The 14,665-nt window shown below is 65.7% G+C and carries 14 protein-coding genes; 13 read left to right on the top strand and 1 reads right to left on the bottom strand.

Annotated elements, in window-relative coordinates; translation table 11 throughout:
• The first annotated feature begins 65 nt into the window (after positions 1–65).
• The 12 genes from PAF18_RS06560 (at position 66) to PAF18_RS06505 (ending at position 12,594) form a co-directional block, all read left to right on the top strand.
• Positions 66–731 (top strand): response regulator, encoded by a 666-nt coding sequence (locus PAF18_RS06560; protein WP_271117800.1) that lies wholly within the window; start codon positions 66–68, stop codon positions 729–731.
• Positions 728–2,128: a sensor histidine kinase gene (locus tag PAF18_RS06555; RefSeq protein ID WP_271117799.1), complete on the top strand. Its 1,401-nt coding sequence runs from the start codon at positions 728–730 to the stop codon at positions 2,126–2,128. Before PAF18_RS06560 ends, PAF18_RS06555 begins: the two co-directional genes overlap by 4 nt.
• Positions 2,092–3,141 carry an ABC transporter substrate-binding protein gene (locus PAF18_RS06550; protein WP_271117798.1) on the top strand — a complete coding sequence of 350 codons (1,050 nt, stop codon included), beginning with the start codon at positions 2,092–2,094 and terminating at the stop codon, positions 3,139–3,141. The genes PAF18_RS06555 and PAF18_RS06550 overlap by 37 nt, the downstream gene beginning before the upstream one ends.
• 197 nt (positions 3,142–3,338) lie before the next feature.
• Positions 3,339–4,364 (top strand): Bug family tripartite tricarboxylate transporter substrate binding protein, encoded by a 1,026-nt coding sequence (locus tag PAF18_RS06545; RefSeq protein WP_271117797.1) that lies wholly within the window; start codon positions 3,339–3,341, stop codon positions 4,362–4,364.
• Positions 4,365–4,435: 71 nt separating this feature from the next.
• Positions 4,436–4,921 (top strand): tripartite tricarboxylate transporter TctB family protein, encoded by a 486-nt coding sequence (locus PAF18_RS06540; protein WP_271117796.1) that lies wholly within the window; start codon positions 4,436–4,438, stop codon positions 4,919–4,921.
• Complete coding sequence (locus tag PAF18_RS06535; RefSeq protein WP_271117795.1) at positions 4,918–6,438, top strand: tripartite tricarboxylate transporter permease; 1,521 nt, start codon at positions 4,918–4,920, stop codon at positions 6,436–6,438. The genes PAF18_RS06540 and PAF18_RS06535 overlap by 4 nt, the downstream gene beginning before the upstream one ends.
• Positions 6,431–7,261 carry a sugar phosphate isomerase/epimerase family protein gene (locus PAF18_RS06530; RefSeq protein WP_271117794.1) on the top strand — a complete coding sequence of 277 codons (831 nt, stop codon included), beginning with the start codon at positions 6,431–6,433 and terminating at the stop codon, positions 7,259–7,261. The genes PAF18_RS06535 and PAF18_RS06530 overlap by 8 nt, the downstream gene beginning before the upstream one ends.
• Positions 7,258–8,622, top strand: a complete 1,365-nt coding sequence (locus PAF18_RS06525; protein ID WP_271117793.1) for an enolase-like domain-containing protein — start codon at positions 7,258–7,260, stop codon at positions 8,620–8,622. Before PAF18_RS06530 ends, PAF18_RS06525 begins: the two co-directional genes overlap by 4 nt.
• Before the next feature lie 71 nt (positions 8,623–8,693).
• Positions 8,694–9,854: a Gfo/Idh/MocA family protein gene (locus tag PAF18_RS06520; protein WP_271117792.1), complete on the top strand. Its 1,161-nt coding sequence runs from the start codon at positions 8,694–8,696 to the stop codon at positions 9,852–9,854.
• Positions 9,851–10,999 carry a dihydrodipicolinate synthase family protein gene (locus tag PAF18_RS06515; RefSeq protein ID WP_271117791.1) on the top strand — a complete coding sequence of 383 codons (1,149 nt, stop codon included), beginning with the start codon at positions 9,851–9,853 and terminating at the stop codon, positions 10,997–10,999. Before PAF18_RS06520 ends, PAF18_RS06515 begins: the two co-directional genes overlap by 4 nt.
• Entirely contained in the window at positions 10,996–11,823 is an 828-nt protein-coding gene (locus PAF18_RS06510) for a sugar phosphate isomerase/epimerase family protein (RefSeq protein ID WP_271117790.1), read from the top strand. Before PAF18_RS06515 ends, PAF18_RS06510 begins: the two co-directional genes overlap by 4 nt.
• A gap of 102 nt (positions 11,824–11,925) precedes the next feature.
• Positions 11,926–12,594: a TetR/AcrR family transcriptional regulator gene (locus PAF18_RS06505; RefSeq protein ID WP_271117789.1), complete on the top strand. Its 669-nt coding sequence runs from the start codon at positions 11,926–11,928 to the stop codon at positions 12,592–12,594.
• A gap of 46 nt (positions 12,595–12,640) precedes the next feature.
• On the opposite strand, the gene PAF18_RS06500 is transcribed toward PAF18_RS06505, so the two are convergent.
• Positions 12,641–13,582, bottom strand: a complete 942-nt coding sequence (locus tag PAF18_RS06500) for a ring-cleaving dioxygenase (protein ID WP_271117788.1) — start codon at positions 13,580–13,582, stop codon at positions 12,641–12,643.
• 118 nt (positions 13,583–13,700) lie between these two features.
• On the opposite strand from PAF18_RS06500, the gene PAF18_RS06495 reads away from it, so the two are divergent.
• A complete protein-coding gene (locus PAF18_RS06495) occupies positions 13,701–14,627 on the top strand; it encodes a LysR family transcriptional regulator (protein WP_271117787.1) in 927 nt (308 codons plus the stop codon).
• Positions 14,628–14,665: the final 38 nt, after the last annotated feature.

Here is a 14,665-nt window from a genome sequence, read left to right as displayed (position 1 = left end):
CGAGGGGCAAGATTTGCTGGAAAGCTGACACGAAGCTGTCATCAAACGAGAAAAAGTTAATCGAAATGAGATTTCTTCTGGTCGAGGACAGCGATGAGCTGGCTCAGGCAGTGGCGTCGGGGCTGGCGCTGGAGGGTCACGCCGTCGATCGGGCCGCCACGCTCGGCGAGGCGGATGATTATCTGGAATCTGCGCCCTATGATCTGATATTGCTTGATATTTCCCTTCCTGACGGGGACGGGCGGGACTTCCTGACCCGGCAGAGACGGGCCGGGGCCAGCACGCCGGTCATCATGATGACCGCCAGCGCCTCGGTCACCGATCGGGTGGCGACGCTGGATCAGGGTGCGGATGACTATATCACCAAACCTTTCGATTTTGCCGAGTTGCAGGCGCGCTGCCGTGCCGTGCTGCGCCGCCAGTCGGGCGTCGCCGACAGCCGCCGCCATTTCTCCGGCTTCACCTTCGATGCGCTGGGCGCGACGGTCACGGTGGGGGACGAGGTGCGCGAGCTGCGCGCCCGCGAGCTGCGTCTGCTGGAAATCCTGCTGTCCCGGCCCGGCCAGACCTATTCCAAGCCGCATCTCATCGACCGGCTGTTCTCCTTCGACGAAGAGGTCAGCGACAACGCGATCGAGGTCTATATCGGCCGTCTGCGCCGCAAGCTCGAAGGGTCCGGCGCGCGGCTCGAGACGCTGCGCGGTGTTGGCTACCGGCTGATTCCGGAATGAGCGCGCCCGAGAAGCTCGGGCGGGCGGGCGCATTTTCGCTGCGGCGCCGGCTGGCCTGGCAATTCGTGGCGCTGTCGGCTTTGCTGGTGCTGGCCCTGTTCTTCGCGGTGCGTTTCGCCGCCGAACGCGCGTCCCGCGCCAGTCAGGATGCCATGCTGGGCGCGGCGGTGATCTCGGTCGCGGACGGGGTGCGGGCCGCCGATGAAGGGCTGGTCTTCGATCTGCCCTATGCGACCTTCTCGATGCTGGGCGCGATGGGAGATGAGCGGATCTTCTACAGCCTGTCGCGAGGTGACCGGCTGGTGACGGGCTATAACGGGCTGCCTGCACCCGCCGATATGCCGGGCGATCTGTCCCCGGTCTTCTGGAGCGCGGATTACCGTGGCAACCGGCTGCGGCTGGCCTCGGTCGCGCGACGGGTTCTGCTGGAGGACCGTATCGAGGAAATCACCGTCGTGCTCGGCCAGACGCGCTATGGGCAGGCGGCGATTGCGCGCGACACCGCCCGCAGCGCGGTCTGGATCGGCATGACGCTGCTTTTGCTGGCCGGACCTGCCGCGCTGTTCGCGGCGCGCGCGGTGATCCGTCCGGTCGACCGGCTGGCCGAGGCGGTGACACGGCGCGGCCCGCATGATTTGCGCCCGGTGCGCCATCCCGCGCCGCATGAGCTCCTGCCGCTTCTGGCGGCGTTGAACGGTTTCATTGCGCGGCTGCGCGCGGCGCTTCTGATGGCCGAAACCTTCATCTTCGAGGCCGCGCATCGTATCCGCACGCCGTTGTCGCTGGTGCGCAGCGAGGCAGAGCTGGCACTAGCCGAGACCTCCGACGAAACGACGCGGCAGCGCCTGCGCCGCATGCTGCGCGCCATCGGCGAGAGCAGCCGTTCGGCGAGCCAGTTGCTGGATCACGCGATGGTGCTTTACCGCAGCGACCAGTTCGAGGCCGCGCCGATGGATTTCGCCGCGCTGATCCGCACCACTTTGCGCGGGATGCAACCCGTCGCCGAGCTGCGCGAGATCGAGATCAAGCGTGACGGGCTGGAGAACGGCTGCCAGATCGAGGGCGATGAGCGGATGATCGAGGTGGCGCTGCGCAATATCCTCGACAATGCGCTGAAATACTCTCAGCCCGAGGGGCAGGTCACAGTCCGGTTGGAACAAGAGGACGGCATGGCGGTGATCGTGATCCTCGATGAGGGGCGCGGACTGGTGGCAGGCGATGCCGATCTGAAGGGACGGTTTCAGCGCGGCTCCAATGTCGGTAATGTCGTCGGATCGGGCCTCGGCCTGACCATCGTCGCCGAGGTCGCCGCCGCGCATGGCGGCAGCTTCGAACTCACCCCCCGAGCGGAGATCGGCACATGCGCAAGGCTGTCGCTGCCCCTGTCCAGTTCCTGACTGTCTGCCTGCTGCTGATCTTCCCCCGGCCCGAACCTGTCGGAGCCTATGAGATCGAGCTGGAACAAAGCTTCGGCGCGGAAGACGCGCAGGAGGTGAGCGTCATCTCGACCACGGATCTGGCCTCGATCGGCGGGGTGATGGCGCAATTCGTCGCCGATCATCCGGGGCTGCGTGTGCGCTATGTGCAGGCATCGAGCACCGAGGTGTTCCGCGCGATCCATGAAGAAGAGGCGCCGTTCGATCTGGTCATGTCCTCGGCCATGGATCTTCAGATGAAACTGGCCAATGACGGTCGTGCCGCCTCGATCTCGCCCGCCGCCGCGGATCTGCCGGGATGGGCGCAATGGCGCGACCAGCTTTACGGCGTGGCGCTCGAGCCGGTGTTGACACTGGCTTCTCGGCAGGGGCTGGGCGATCTGCCGGTGCCGCGCAACCGTCGCGACCTGATCGCGATGCTGCGCGAAAATCCAGAACGCTTTGACGGGCGGATCGCCAGCTATGATCCGCAGATCTCCGGGGTCGGCTATTTCCTGATCTCGCAGGACAGCCAGCAATCGGACGGGTTCTGGCGGCTGGCCGAGGTGATGGGGCGGCTGAATGCGCGGCTGTTCTGCTGCTCGGGCGAGATGATCGACGAATTGCGCGAGGGGCGGGTTACCATCGCCTATAACGTGGTGGCGAGCTATGCGGCACGCTATGCGCCCGACGATCCCGATCTGGTCCGTGTGGCACTTGAGGACTACACCTTCGCGATCATCCGCTCGGCTCTGGTGCCGCGCAATGCCGCCAATCCCGAAGGGGGCACGGCGCTTCTGTCGCATCTGCTTTCGGATGCGGCACAGCGCGAGATTGCCGCCGCCTCGGGTGTCGCGCTGATCCCCGGCACCGGCGAGCCGCCATCGCTTTATCTGCGGCCGATCCGGCTGGATGCCGGTCTGCTGGTCTATGACGACCGCTTGCGCAAGGCCGGGCTGCTGACCGAATGGAACGCCGCGATGGTCCAGCCCTGAGAAGGGGCTTGAGCGTTATTCGGGAATTCGCCCGGCGGTCAAAGCGCGGCGATGGGTTTCGAGAATGCTCGCGCAACTTTATGATATAAAATTGTATTACGCAGTTCTTGCCCGTTGAAAGGCGTGCGTTTTCAATCGTTGACAGCTTTCGGACCGCTTATTAACCTACCAGTAGGTAATAGGGGAGGAACTTACCGATGTCTTTGGTCCGCATGGCGGCAGTCTCGTCCGCGCTGGTTCTGGCCGGCACCGCCGTTTCGGCGCAGGAATCCGAATATTCCTGGCAGCCGGACAAACCCATCAACATCATCGTGCCGTGGGCGGCCGGTGGCTCGACCGACCAGGTCACCCGCGTCGTTGCGCCGATCCTGGAGGAGGCTCTTGGCGTGGAAGTCGTGGTGGTCAACCAGCCCGGCGCCTCGGGCTCGATCGGCACGCAGGCGGCGCTCGACGCGCCTCGTGACGGGTATACCTGGACGGCCAACGCGATTGCGAACAACGCGACCTATGCCATCACCGGGCTTCTGGAAGACACCTCGATCGAGGATTACCACATCTATCTTCACGTCGCGAACGTGCCGGTGGTCAGCGTCAACGCCGATTCCGACATCGAAAGCTTCGATCAGATGCTGGAACAGATGCGCAGCGACGAGGTGACGGTCGGCACGGCAGGGGTGAACAGCTCGGGCGGTATGGCGCTTGCCTCGATCAAGGACGGGATGCAGGAGGAATTGCCGGGGGCGCGCATGATCACCTATGACGGCGGCAACCCGGCGGTGATCGCGGCGGCGAGCGGCGAGGTCGATGCCACGACCCAGCTCGCGGTCGAGCAGGCCGAGATGATCCGCGCCGGGCGGCTGCGCCCGCTTGTGGTGCTGTCGGACAGCGCTCTGGAACTGGGCGAAGGCGATCCGATCCCGCCGATCACCGACAGCGTGCCCGATTTCCATGTCGCGCAGGATTTCTTTGGGGTGTTCATCCCGACCGGCGCCCCGCAGGAAGTCTATGACACGGTCGACCAGGTCTGGGAGGATCACGTCATGAACAGCGAAGCGCTGAAGACCTATGCCAATGAGAACGGCGCCGTCTTTGCGCCGAGCTATGGCGAGGACGCGCTTGCCGCCGCAATGCCGGTGGTCGAAGCCGAAGCCTGCGCCCGCGTGACCCGCGGCGAGGCCGTCGTCGATCCGTCGGAATTCGGCATCGACTGCCCGGAGAGCTGATCCGGGCGGCGGCGGGGCAGGCTGCACCCGCCGCCACTTCTGACCTGACCATGATCGACGAGGGAGCTGCCATGAAAATGGCAAAGGCCGACCGGCTGACCGCATATGTGTTCTTCGCGCTCGGCATCGCCATGCTGGCGGGCGGATGGAACATGGACCGGCTGGAGATCCGGCAGATTCATCCGCTTTCCATTCCGGGACTGATGCCGATGCTGCTTGGCGCGGCGCTGTCGTTTTGCGCGGTCCTGCTGTGGATTCAGGCCGATGAGGACAGTGAGGCTGGGGCAGAGAGGCTGAACAAGGGCGGATCGATGCGCCGGCTCTGGCTGACCGTGGCGCTGTGCTGCGCTTATGCGCTCGTGCTGGTCGGCTGGCTGCCCTTCTTCTGGGCGACGGCGATCTTTATCGCCTGTTTCACCACGCTGTTTTCCTTGTCGGGTGCAGAGCGTCGCGCCGATGCGGCGAAGCTTCTGGCGATGGCCTCGGCCTATGGGCTGATCGCCGCCTTCGGGGTGACGATGCTGTTCGAGGAAGCCTTCCTCGTGAGGCTGCCATGAGCGGGCTTGCCGATCTGGGCGCCGCGCTGTGGAGCCTGATGACTCCGACCATGCTGATGCATGTCGCGTGGTCGATGCTGCTCGGCATATTGGTTGGCGCGCTGCCCGGCCTGACCGCGACGATGGGCGTGGCGCTGATGACGACGCTGACCTATTCGATGGATACCACCGCCGCGGTGCTGGTGCTGATCTGCATGTATATGGGCGCCATCTATGGCGGCTCGCGCAGCGCCATTCTGCTGAATATTCCCGGCACGCCGGCCAGTGCCGCGACCTCGCTGGACGGGTATCCGCTGGCGCGCGCGGGGAAAGCCGGGCAGGCGATGGGGATCGCCACGGCGGGCTCGGTTCTGGGCACTTTGGTGGGGATCCTCATCCTTGTGCTGATCGCACCCCCGCTGGCCGAGCTGGCGCTGAAATTCGGCAGTTACGAGATGTTCTGGCTGGCGCTGTTCGGGGTGCTGATCTCGGGGCAGCTCACCGTCGATTCGCCGCCGATCAAGGGCTATATCGCCGGGATATTGGGTCTGATGGTGGCGATGATCGGGTCAGAGGGGCTGCACGCCTTCGTGCGGTTCTCGCCGACCCAGCAGATGAATGGCGGCATCCAGCTGATCCCGGCGATGGTCGGTGTCTTCGGGCTGGCCGAGATCATGACCGCGATGTGGAACCGTCAGGGCAAGCTGGCGGCGACGCGCGACAAATCCGACCGGGTGATGCCCTCGCTGCCGGATCTCTGGCGCTATCGCGTCACGGTTCTGCGCTCGGGCGTGATCGGCACGCTGGTCGGCGTGATCCCCGGTGTGGGCGAGGATATCGGCGCCTGGTCCAGCTATGCCGCCGCCAAGCGCATCAGCAAGGAGCCGGAAAAATACGGACATGGCAGCACCGAGGGGCTGACCGCCGCCGAGACCGGCAACAGCGCTGTTGTGCCCGGCTCGCTCATTCCGGCGCTGACGCTGGCCGTGCCGGGATCGGCCAGCGCCGCCGTGCTGATCGCGGCGCTGTTCATCCACGGCATAAGGCCCGGCCCGATGATCATGATCGAACAGCCGCAATTCATCAGCCTGATGGGCGCGATGCTGATCCTCGCGACGGTGGCGATGGGGATCTACGGGCTCAGCATGACGCGGCTTTTCGTGCAGGTGCTGCGCGTGCCCTATGCCTATCTGATGCCTCTGGTCTTCACGCTTTGCGTGATCGGCCCCTATGCGCTGTCGCAGCGCATGTTCGACGTCTATGTGATGGTCGCCTTCGGGCTGCTCGGCTTCGTGCTGCGGCTCATGAAATATCCGATGGCGCCGCTGGTGCTTGGCATCATCCTGGGCACCATGCTGGACACCAATCTTCGGCGCAGCCTGACGCTGAGCGATGGCGATCTGACGCCATTCTTCACGCGCCCGATCTCGGCCTTTCTCGTGGCGGTGATCGTGATCGCCATCCTGTCGAATTTCGGCTTCCTGCGCCGCCGGGTCGCGGCACTGAAATCGCGGCTTTCGAGGAATGGCAATGCTTGAACTCTCGCTCTGCAACGAATTGCTCGCCGCCGAGGGGCTGTCGCTTGCCGCGCAATGCGGTGTTGCGCGCGATCTGGGCTATGTCGGGCTTGAGCTGGCGCCCTCGACGCTCGGTCCGGCGCCGCATCTTCTGCCGGCCAGCAAGCGTGCCGCGATCCGCGGCGTGATCGAGGGGCAGGGGCTGCGCGTGACCGGGCTGCACTGGCTGCTTAGCGGCTATCCCGATCTGTCGATCACCGATCCCGCCATGCGCGCCGAGACGACCGAGGTGCTGATCGGTCTGGTCGGGCTTTGCGCCGATCTCGGCGGGCGGGTCGCGGTGCACGGCTCGCCGCAGCAGCGCATCCGCCCCGAGGGGATGACGGATCAGGCGCTGATCGCCGATCTGGCGGAGTTTTTCACGCCCATCGCCGCCGAGGCGGAACAGCGCGGCGTGACCTATTGCATCGAGCCGCTGTCGCGTCACGAGACCGCCACCATCAACACGGTCGCGGAGGGCGCGGGGCTTGTCGCGGCGGTCGATAACGCGGCCTTCCGCACCATGATCGACATCAGTGCTGCGGGCCGGACCGAACCGCCGGTTGCCGAGCTGATCCGGCACTGGGCGCCCACGGGGCTGATCGCGCATATACACGCCAATGACAGCAATCGCGGCGCGCCGGGCGCGGGCGACGATCCGTTCGGAGAGATTGTCTCGGCGATTGTCGAGAGCGGCTGGCCGCATCCGATCGGGGTCGAGCCTTTCCGCACGATCATCGACGCGCGCGTGACCGCGGCCATCGGGGCCGCCACGATGCGCGCCTGCGAAAGGGGGATGCCATGACCGACGCTGCCCGGATGCGCATCCTCTCGGTCACGCTGGCCGAACGTCCCGTCGCCATGCGTCTGCCCTTCCAGTTCGGCAGCACCGAGGTCCGCCACACCGCCGAGATCTATTGCGAGATCCTGGTCGAGACCGGCGGCGTTCGGGTCGCGGGTTGCTCGGCGCAGCTGATGGTGCCGCGCTGGTTCGACAAGCGCCCGGAATTGTCGAATGCCGACACGGTTGACGGGCTGCGGCAGAGCAGTGCCGTCGCCGCACGGCTGGCCCCGGAACTGCGCGGCAGCGTCGCGGCTGTTTCGGCCGATCTGCGGGCGGGGGTTCTTGGCGATCTTGGCGACGGCATGCCCGCTCTCGCGGCGGGGTTCGGCCCGGCACTGATCGAGATGGCATTGATCGACGCGGTTTGCCGCGCCGAGAGGCTGCCGTTCTGGCGCGCGGCGCGAGAGGATCTTTTCGGCCTGTCCGCACATCTGCCGGCGGATCTCTCTGCTGCGGATTTCGTCGCCGCGCTGCGTGGTATCTCGGCCCCGGATCGGCTTGTGCTGCGGCATACGGTCGGCTTCGACGCGCCGCTGCGCCAGCGACCCGAAGACGCGCCGCAGGACGATCTGCCGGTGACGCTGAGCGAGGTCGCCGCGCGAACCGGGATCGAAGCGTGGAAGATCAAGCTCAAAGGCGATCCGGGCGCCGACGCCGCCAGGCTGCGCGACATACAGGGACTGTTGCGCGGTCGCATGTCGGGCGGGGTGACGCTGGATGCGAATGAACAATACGTGCCGGACGCGTTTCGCGAGCTGCTCGACCGGGTGGCCGCGCCCGATCTGGCCGAGCTGGCCGGGCATATCCGTTTCTACGAACAGCCCTTCGACCGCGACATAGCGCTGCGGACCCGGAATGATTTCGGCGCGAAGCTGGTGATCGACGAAAGCGATGACGGCGAGGACAGCTTTGCCCGCGCGCTTGATCTCGGCTGGTCGGGCACCTCGATCAAAAGCTGCAAGGGCGTGCTGCGCGCGCTGCTGAACATGGCGCGCGCCCGCACCACGGACGCTCTGCTGAGCGGTGAGGATCTGACCTGCCAGCCCGGCCTCTGCTGGACGCAGGACAGCGCCATGATGGCGGCCTGCGGGGTGCGCGATGTCGAGCGCAACGGGCATCATTTCGCGGGCGGTCTGCAAGGCGCGCCAGCAGGAGAGGCCGCGCGGCTGCGCCAGCGGCATCCGGACATATTCGACGGCTCGGGCGACGGCATCCGGCTGCGCATCCGGGACGGCGCTGTCGGCATCGCGTCGCTGGATCAGCCCGGCTTCGGCGCCTCGGAGGCGGTCGTGACAGGAACCGGGACGGACGCAGATGGCTGAGCTGCGTCTTCATCCGGCCAATCGGTAAACAACGAAATCCAAAGATGGAATCAGAGGGGAAGGACACCAAGGTGAGCATTCAGAAAATCGGCATCATCATGCATGGCGTCACCGGCCGCATGGGGATGAACCAGCATCTCATCCGCTCGGTGCTCGCGATCCGCGACGAGGGCGGGCTGCGCCTGAAGAATGGCGACCGGCTTATGCCCGACCCGATCATCGTGGGCCGGAGCGAGGCCAGGATCGAGGCTTTGGCCAAGGCGCATGGCGTCGAGCGCTGGACCACTGATCTGGACGCGGCCCTCGCGAATGAAGACGATACGATCTTCTTCGACGCCGCCTCTACCCAGATGAGGCCGGGCCTGCTGCGCAAGGCAATCGATGCGGGCAAGCATGTCTATTCAGAGAAGCCCGTCTCTGAAAGCCTCTCCGAAGCGGTCGAGATTGCCAGGCACGCCAGGGCGAAAGGCGTCAAGAACGGCATTGTACATGACAAGCTGGACCTGCCGGGTCTCATCAAGCTGAAGCGGCTGCGCGATAGCGGGTTCTTCGGGCGGATGCTCTCGGTCAAGGGTGAGTTCGGCTATTGGGTCTTTGAGGGCGACTGGATGCCCGCGCAGCGGCCAAGCTGGAATTACCGTGCCGAGGATGGCGGCGGGATGATCTCGGACATGCTGTGCCACTGGCGCTATGTGCTGGATAATGTCATCGCCCCGGTGAAATCGGTGAGCTGTCTGGGCTTCACCCATATCCCCGAACGGGTCGGTGAGGATGGCGAGCGCTACAAGGCCACCGCCGATGACGCGGCCTATGCGACCTTCCTGCTGGACGGGCCGGAGGGCGAGATCGTGGCCCATATCAATTCCAGCTGGTGCACACGGGTCCGCCGCGACGATCTGGTGACGTTCCAGATCGACGGCACCCATGGCTCTGCCGTGGCCGGGCTGCATAAATGCGTCAGCCAGCATCGCGTCAACACGCCCAAACCGGTCTGGAATCCCGACATGCCGCAGACGCTCGATTTCTTCGAGGATTGGGAAGAGGTCCCCGACAACACCGATTTCGACAATGGCTTCAAGGTGCAGTGGGAACAGTTCCTGCGCCATGTCGTCGAGGATGGCCCGTGGTCCTACACACTGGCCGAGGGTGCAAAGGGGGTTCAGCTGGCCGAGGCGGGATATCAGAGCTCAAAGGAGCGGCGCTGGGTCGATCTGGAGGATCTCGGACTATGAGCGGCCCGGTTCTGAACCTTCCGGGCGGTGCTGTCACGCTGAAGGCCGGGCCGGCGCCCGAGGCGACCGGCGACTGGACCCGCACCGCCTTTGCTGCGGCCCATGTCGTCGCCGATCCGCTGGCCGAAGCCGATCCGTGGCTGGATGCGGCGGTGGATTGGGACCGGACGCTGGCCTTTCGCGAATATCTCTGGGGGCTGGGCTTCGGCGTGGCCGAGGCGATGGACACCGCGCAGCGCGGCATGGGGCTCGACTGGCCGACCTCGCTCGAACTGATCCGCCGCTCGATGGAGATCGCCGGTCCGGCGGGGCATCTGATTGCCTCGGGCGCGGGGACGGATCACCTCCCCCCAGGGCCGGAGGTCGGCATAGACGATGTGATCCGCGCCTATGAAGAGCAATGCGAGGCGGTCGAGGCGACTGGCAGTCAGGTGATCCTCATGGCCAGCCGCGCACTGGCCAAGGCGGCGCAAGGGCCTGATGACTATATGCGCGTCTATTCGCGCGTGCTTGGCGGCTTGCAGAAACCGGCCATCCTGCATTGGCTGGGCGAGATGTTCGACCCCGCGCTTGAAGCCTATTGGGGCAGCGCCGATCACATGGCGGCGATGGATACGGCGCTATCGGTGATCCAGGAAAACGCCGACAAGGTGGACGGCATCAAGATCAGCCTGCTCAGCGCGGAAAAAGAGATCGCGATGCGCCGCCGCCTGCCGGAAGGCGTGCGTATGTATACCGGCGATGATTTCAACTATCCCGATCTGATCGCAGGCGACGAGCACGGTCATTCCCACGCCCTTCTGGGCATTTTCGATCCCATCGCCGGGGCGGCGGCGCGGGCGCTGTCGCAGCTCGCCGGGGGGCGTGTCGAGGATTACCACGCCACCTTTGCCCCGACCGTGCCGCTGTCGCGCCATATCTTCCGGGCGCCGACACGGTTCTACAAGACCGGGGTGGTGTTCATGGCTTATCTCAACGGGCATCAGGATCACTTCACCATGATCGGCGGGCAGGAAAGCACCCGCTCGACTCAGCATCTGGCCGAGATCGTCCGCCTGGCCAATGCGGCAGGGTTGTTCACCGATCCCGAACAGGCCGCCGCTCGCGCGCATCCGGTCTTTGCCGCTCGGGGGGTGGAGCCATGAGCGGGCTGACACCGGACAGGCTGTCGCTGAACACGGCGACGCTCCGCGAGCAGTGGAACCTGGCGCAGTGCATCGAAGGCTGCGCGCGGCATGGCTTCGGAGGCATCGCGCCCTGGCGGGACAAGCTGCAAGAGATGGGAGTGTCCCAGGCCGCCCGCGCCATCCGCGATGCCGGGCTGCGTGTCTCGGGCCTGTGCCGCGGCGGATGGTTTACCGCCAGCGGTGCCGTCGATCAGGCCGTGATCGACGACAATCGACGCGCCGTGGACGAAGCGCTGGAGATCGGGGCCGAATGTCTGGTCATGGTGGTGGGCGGCCTGCCCACGGCAAGCCGCGACCTGCCGGCGGCCTGGAAACTCGTCGAGGAGGGGCTGGCCCGCACGCTGGATTACGGCCGCGAGACCGGCATGAAGATCGCCATCGAACCTCTGCACCCGATGTATGCGGGCGACCGCGCCTGCGTGAACACGATGCGCCAGGCTTTGGACATCTGCGACCGGCTGGGTCCGGGGATCGGCTGCGCGGTGGATGTCTATCACGTCTGGTGGGATCACGAGCTTGCGGGACAGATCGCTCGCGCCGGCAAGGACCGGGTCATGGCTTTCCATATCTGCGACTGGTTGGTGCCGACCCGCGATCTGCTGACCGACCGGGGCATGATGGGCGACGGGGTGATCGACATTCCGTATCTGCGCGGGCTGGTCGAGGCCGAGGGATTTGACGGGCTCAACGAGGTCGAGATCTTTTCGGCGCTCGATTGGTGGACGCGCGACCCCGATGAGGTGATGCAAACCATCATCGAGCGCGCCCGCACGGTGTGCTGAGCGGGCGGGCGTGGCACGCGCCCGCCGGTCGCGGCGGCACCTGTTTGCCGCGCAGGGGGCGCTCGGCTATATCAGCCCGATTGTGAGGACAAATTATCGCCGATGAAGACCGCAAGCCCGAAATCCCGAGAGGCGCGCCGCCCGCGCGATGCCGAACAAAGCCGCAATCTGATCCTTCAGGCGGCTCTGGAGGAATTTTCGACCTATGGGCATTCCGGCGCGCGGGTGGATCGGATCGCAGGCTCTGCCGGGGTCAGCAAGCCGTTGATCTATGACCATTTCGGCGACAAGGACGGGCTTTACGCGGCGGCGCTGAAGCAGGCCTATGTCCAGATCCGAGAGGGCGAGCGCGAACTCAAGCTGGACGATCTCGGTCCCGAAGACGCGATTCGCTCGCTGGTCCGGTTCACCATGGACCATTTCCGTGAAAAGCCCTGGTTCATCCGTATGCTGAACACGGAAAACCTGCTCGGCGGCGAGACGATCCGGCGGATGGAGGATGCGAAGGACGTCCAGTCGATCCTGGTCGAGCGGCTTCAGACGGTGCTGAAGCGCGGCGCGGCTTCGGGGGTGTTCCGCGACGATGTGGACCCGGTCGAATTCTACGTCTTCATCGCCTCGCTCTGCTATTTTCCGGTGTCGAATATCCACACGCTGCGGGTCGTCTTTGGACTGCCGATGGATGCCGATTGGCTGAACCGCCGCGCCGACGAGGCGGCGGAGATGGTTCTCGGCTATCTGCGCCCGCAAGACGGACGAAAGACGCGATGACGAAATGGGCCGCCGGTTCAGTCCCGGCGGCCCGTTCGTATCTGGCCTAGTCGAGCGGTTTCAGCCCGGCCTCGATCTGCGCACGGCGCGGCTCGAGGAAGGGGGGCAGGGACAGGCTTTCGCCCATCGTCTCGAAGGGTTCATCGACATCGAAGCCCGGCCCGTCCGTCGCGATCTCGAACAGATTGCCGCCCGGCTCGCGGAAATAGAGCGAGCGGAAATAATAGCGTTCAACCTCGCCCGAAGAGGGGATGCGGAACTGGTTCAGCCGCTCGGCCCATTGGTGGATCGTCCCGACATCCGGGGTGCGGAAGGCGACGTGATGCACCGCGCCCGCACCCTGCCGTGCCACCGGAAGCTCGGGCTGCACGGCGACATGCAGCTCTGCCGCGGGGCCGCCATCGCCCATCGCGTAGACATGCACCTGGCCAGCTCCGTCGGGGCTCGGATAATCCCGGATTTTCTGCATGTTCATCACGCGGGTCAGCACCGCCTCGGTCATCTCGAGATCCGGCACCGAAATGGTGATCGGGCCGAGTCCGCGGATCTGATGCTCGGCCGGGACCGGGCTGCGCTCCCACGGGTGGGCTTCGCCGGGCAGGTCAGCGGTCAGGCGGAAACGCTGCCCTTCAGGATCCTCGAAATCGAGACTCGCGCGGGTGTCGAGCGTGACGATCTTGCCCGTTGTCAATCCTTCGCCGCGCAGCCGCTCGGCCCAGTAATCGAGGCTGTCCTCATGCACGCGCAACCCGGTGCGGCTGATCGAGTTGGTGCCGCGCCGCTCCGGCCCGACGGGCCAGTCGAAAAAGGTCAGATCGGTGCCGGGGCTGCCTGCGCCATCGGCGAAGAACAGGTGATAGGCGGATGTGTCGTCCTGGTTGACGGTCTTCTTGACGCGCCGCAGCCCGAGCGTCTCGGTATAGAAGCGGTTATTCGCCGGGGCGTCGGCGGTGATTGCCGTCAGGTGGTGAATGCCGGTGAGATCCATGGTCGGCCTCCTTTCGTTGACATTGATATCGGGCGGCGCAGCCGGTCTCGCCAGTCGAAAGGATCCGAAAGCCGCGTTCGGCAATTGCGAACGCGCGCGGCGCTGATATGGTTGCGCCATGCGCTATTCCCTGGATGAGATCGACACATTTCTGACCGTGCTGGAACTGGGCACCGTGACCGCCGCGGCAGCCCGGCTGAACCTGTCGAAATCCGTGGTCAGCAAGCGTGTTTCCGATTTCGAGGCGACCATCGGCGCGGCGCTGTTCAGGCGCAATGCAGGGCGCATCACCCCGACCGAGGCGGCCCTGCGTCTTGCCGAACGGCTGCGCCCCGCCCTGACCGAGCTGGTCGCTGCCGCGGAAAGCGCCGCCTGGGACATGGACGGCGCCGCGCCGCTGCGCGGGACCCTGTCCATCGCCGCGCCGATGAGTTTCGGGACGATGTATCTGTCTCCGATCCTGGCCCGCTTCGCTGCCGCGCAGCCGGGGCTGGAATTGCGCATCGATTATGACGACCGCGCCCGCGATCTCTCGCGCGAGGGGTTCGACATGGGTCTGCGCATCGGCGAGGCGCGCGATGGCGCATTGATGGCGCGGAAACTTTGCGAGGACCGGCAGATCGTGGTGGCGAGCCCGGATTATCTCGACCGCAGGGGCCGCCCGGCAAGCCTCGCCGATCTTCGCGATCACGAGGTGCTCAGCTATACCCATCTGTCGGATGCGGCGATGTGGCAGTTCCGGCAGGGCGGGCGGATCGTCTCGCCCGAGGTTTCCAGCCGGATCACCGCCAATAACGGCGAAGCGATGCGCGACATGGCCGAGGCGGGGCTTGGCATCGCGATGCTGCCGGGGTTCATTCTGGCCGATGCCTTGCGGGCGGGCAGGCTGGTCCCGGTGCTGCCAGATCTTGAGACGCGCACCCTGCCGATCATGGCGGTCTGGCCGCCGGTCACGCCCATGCCGGCCAAGCTGCGGGCCATGATCGACCATCTGGCCGCTGAACTGGCCGGCGGCGCGCCGTGGCAGGTGGATCGGGGCCGTTAAGGCGTCTTGCAGCATGGCGCGTTGCGCCGACCGGGCGG

The organism is Paracoccus sediminicola (genome assembly GCF_027912835.1).
GTDB lineage: Bacteria > Pseudomonadota > Alphaproteobacteria > Rhodobacterales > Rhodobacteraceae > Paracoccus > Paracoccus sediminicola.
The sequence above is the reverse complement of the archived record's forward strand: the minus strand, read 5'-3'. Positions and strand labels throughout refer to the sequence as shown.

Excerpts from the sequence above, each read along its gene's own strand:
- PAF18_RS06560 (WP_271117800.1), top strand. The coding sequence starts at position 66 with ATGAGATTTCTTCTGGTCGAGGACAGCGATGAGCTGGCTCAGGCAGTG.
- PAF18_RS06555 (WP_271117799.1), top strand. The coding sequence starts at position 728 with ATGAGCGCGCCCGAGAAGCTCGGGCGGGCGGGCGCATTTTCGCTGCGG.
- PAF18_RS06550 (WP_271117798.1), top strand. The coding sequence starts at position 2,092 with ATGCGCAAGGCTGTCGCTGCCCCTGTCCAGTTCCTGACTGTCTGCCTG.
- PAF18_RS06545 (WP_271117797.1), top strand. The coding sequence starts at position 3,339 with ATGTCTTTGGTCCGCATGGCGGCAGTCTCGTCCGCGCTGGTTCTGGCC.
- PAF18_RS06540 (WP_271117796.1), top strand. The coding sequence starts at position 4,436 with ATGAAAATGGCAAAGGCCGACCGGCTGACCGCATATGTGTTCTTCGCG.
- PAF18_RS06535 (WP_271117795.1), top strand. The coding sequence starts at position 4,918 with ATGAGCGGGCTTGCCGATCTGGGCGCCGCGCTGTGGAGCCTGATGACT.
- PAF18_RS06530 (WP_271117794.1), top strand. The coding sequence starts at position 6,431 with ATGCTTGAACTCTCGCTCTGCAACGAATTGCTCGCCGCCGAGGGGCTG.
- PAF18_RS06525 (WP_271117793.1), top strand. The coding sequence starts at position 7,258 with ATGACCGACGCTGCCCGGATGCGCATCCTCTCGGTCACGCTGGCCGAA.
- PAF18_RS06515 (WP_271117791.1), top strand. The coding sequence starts at position 9,851 with ATGAGCGGCCCGGTTCTGAACCTTCCGGGCGGTGCTGTCACGCTGAAG.
- PAF18_RS06510 (WP_271117790.1), top strand. The coding sequence starts at position 10,996 with ATGAGCGGGCTGACACCGGACAGGCTGTCGCTGAACACGGCGACGCTC.
- PAF18_RS06505 (WP_271117789.1), top strand. The coding sequence starts at position 11,926 with ATGAAGACCGCAAGCCCGAAATCCCGAGAGGCGCGCCGCCCGCGCGAT.
- PAF18_RS06500 (WP_271117788.1), bottom strand. The coding sequence starts at position 13,582 with ATGGATCTCACCGGCATTCACCACCTGACGGCAATCACCGCCGACGCC.
- PAF18_RS06495 (WP_271117787.1), top strand. The coding sequence starts at position 13,701 with ATGCGCTATTCCCTGGATGAGATCGACACATTTCTGACCGTGCTGGAA.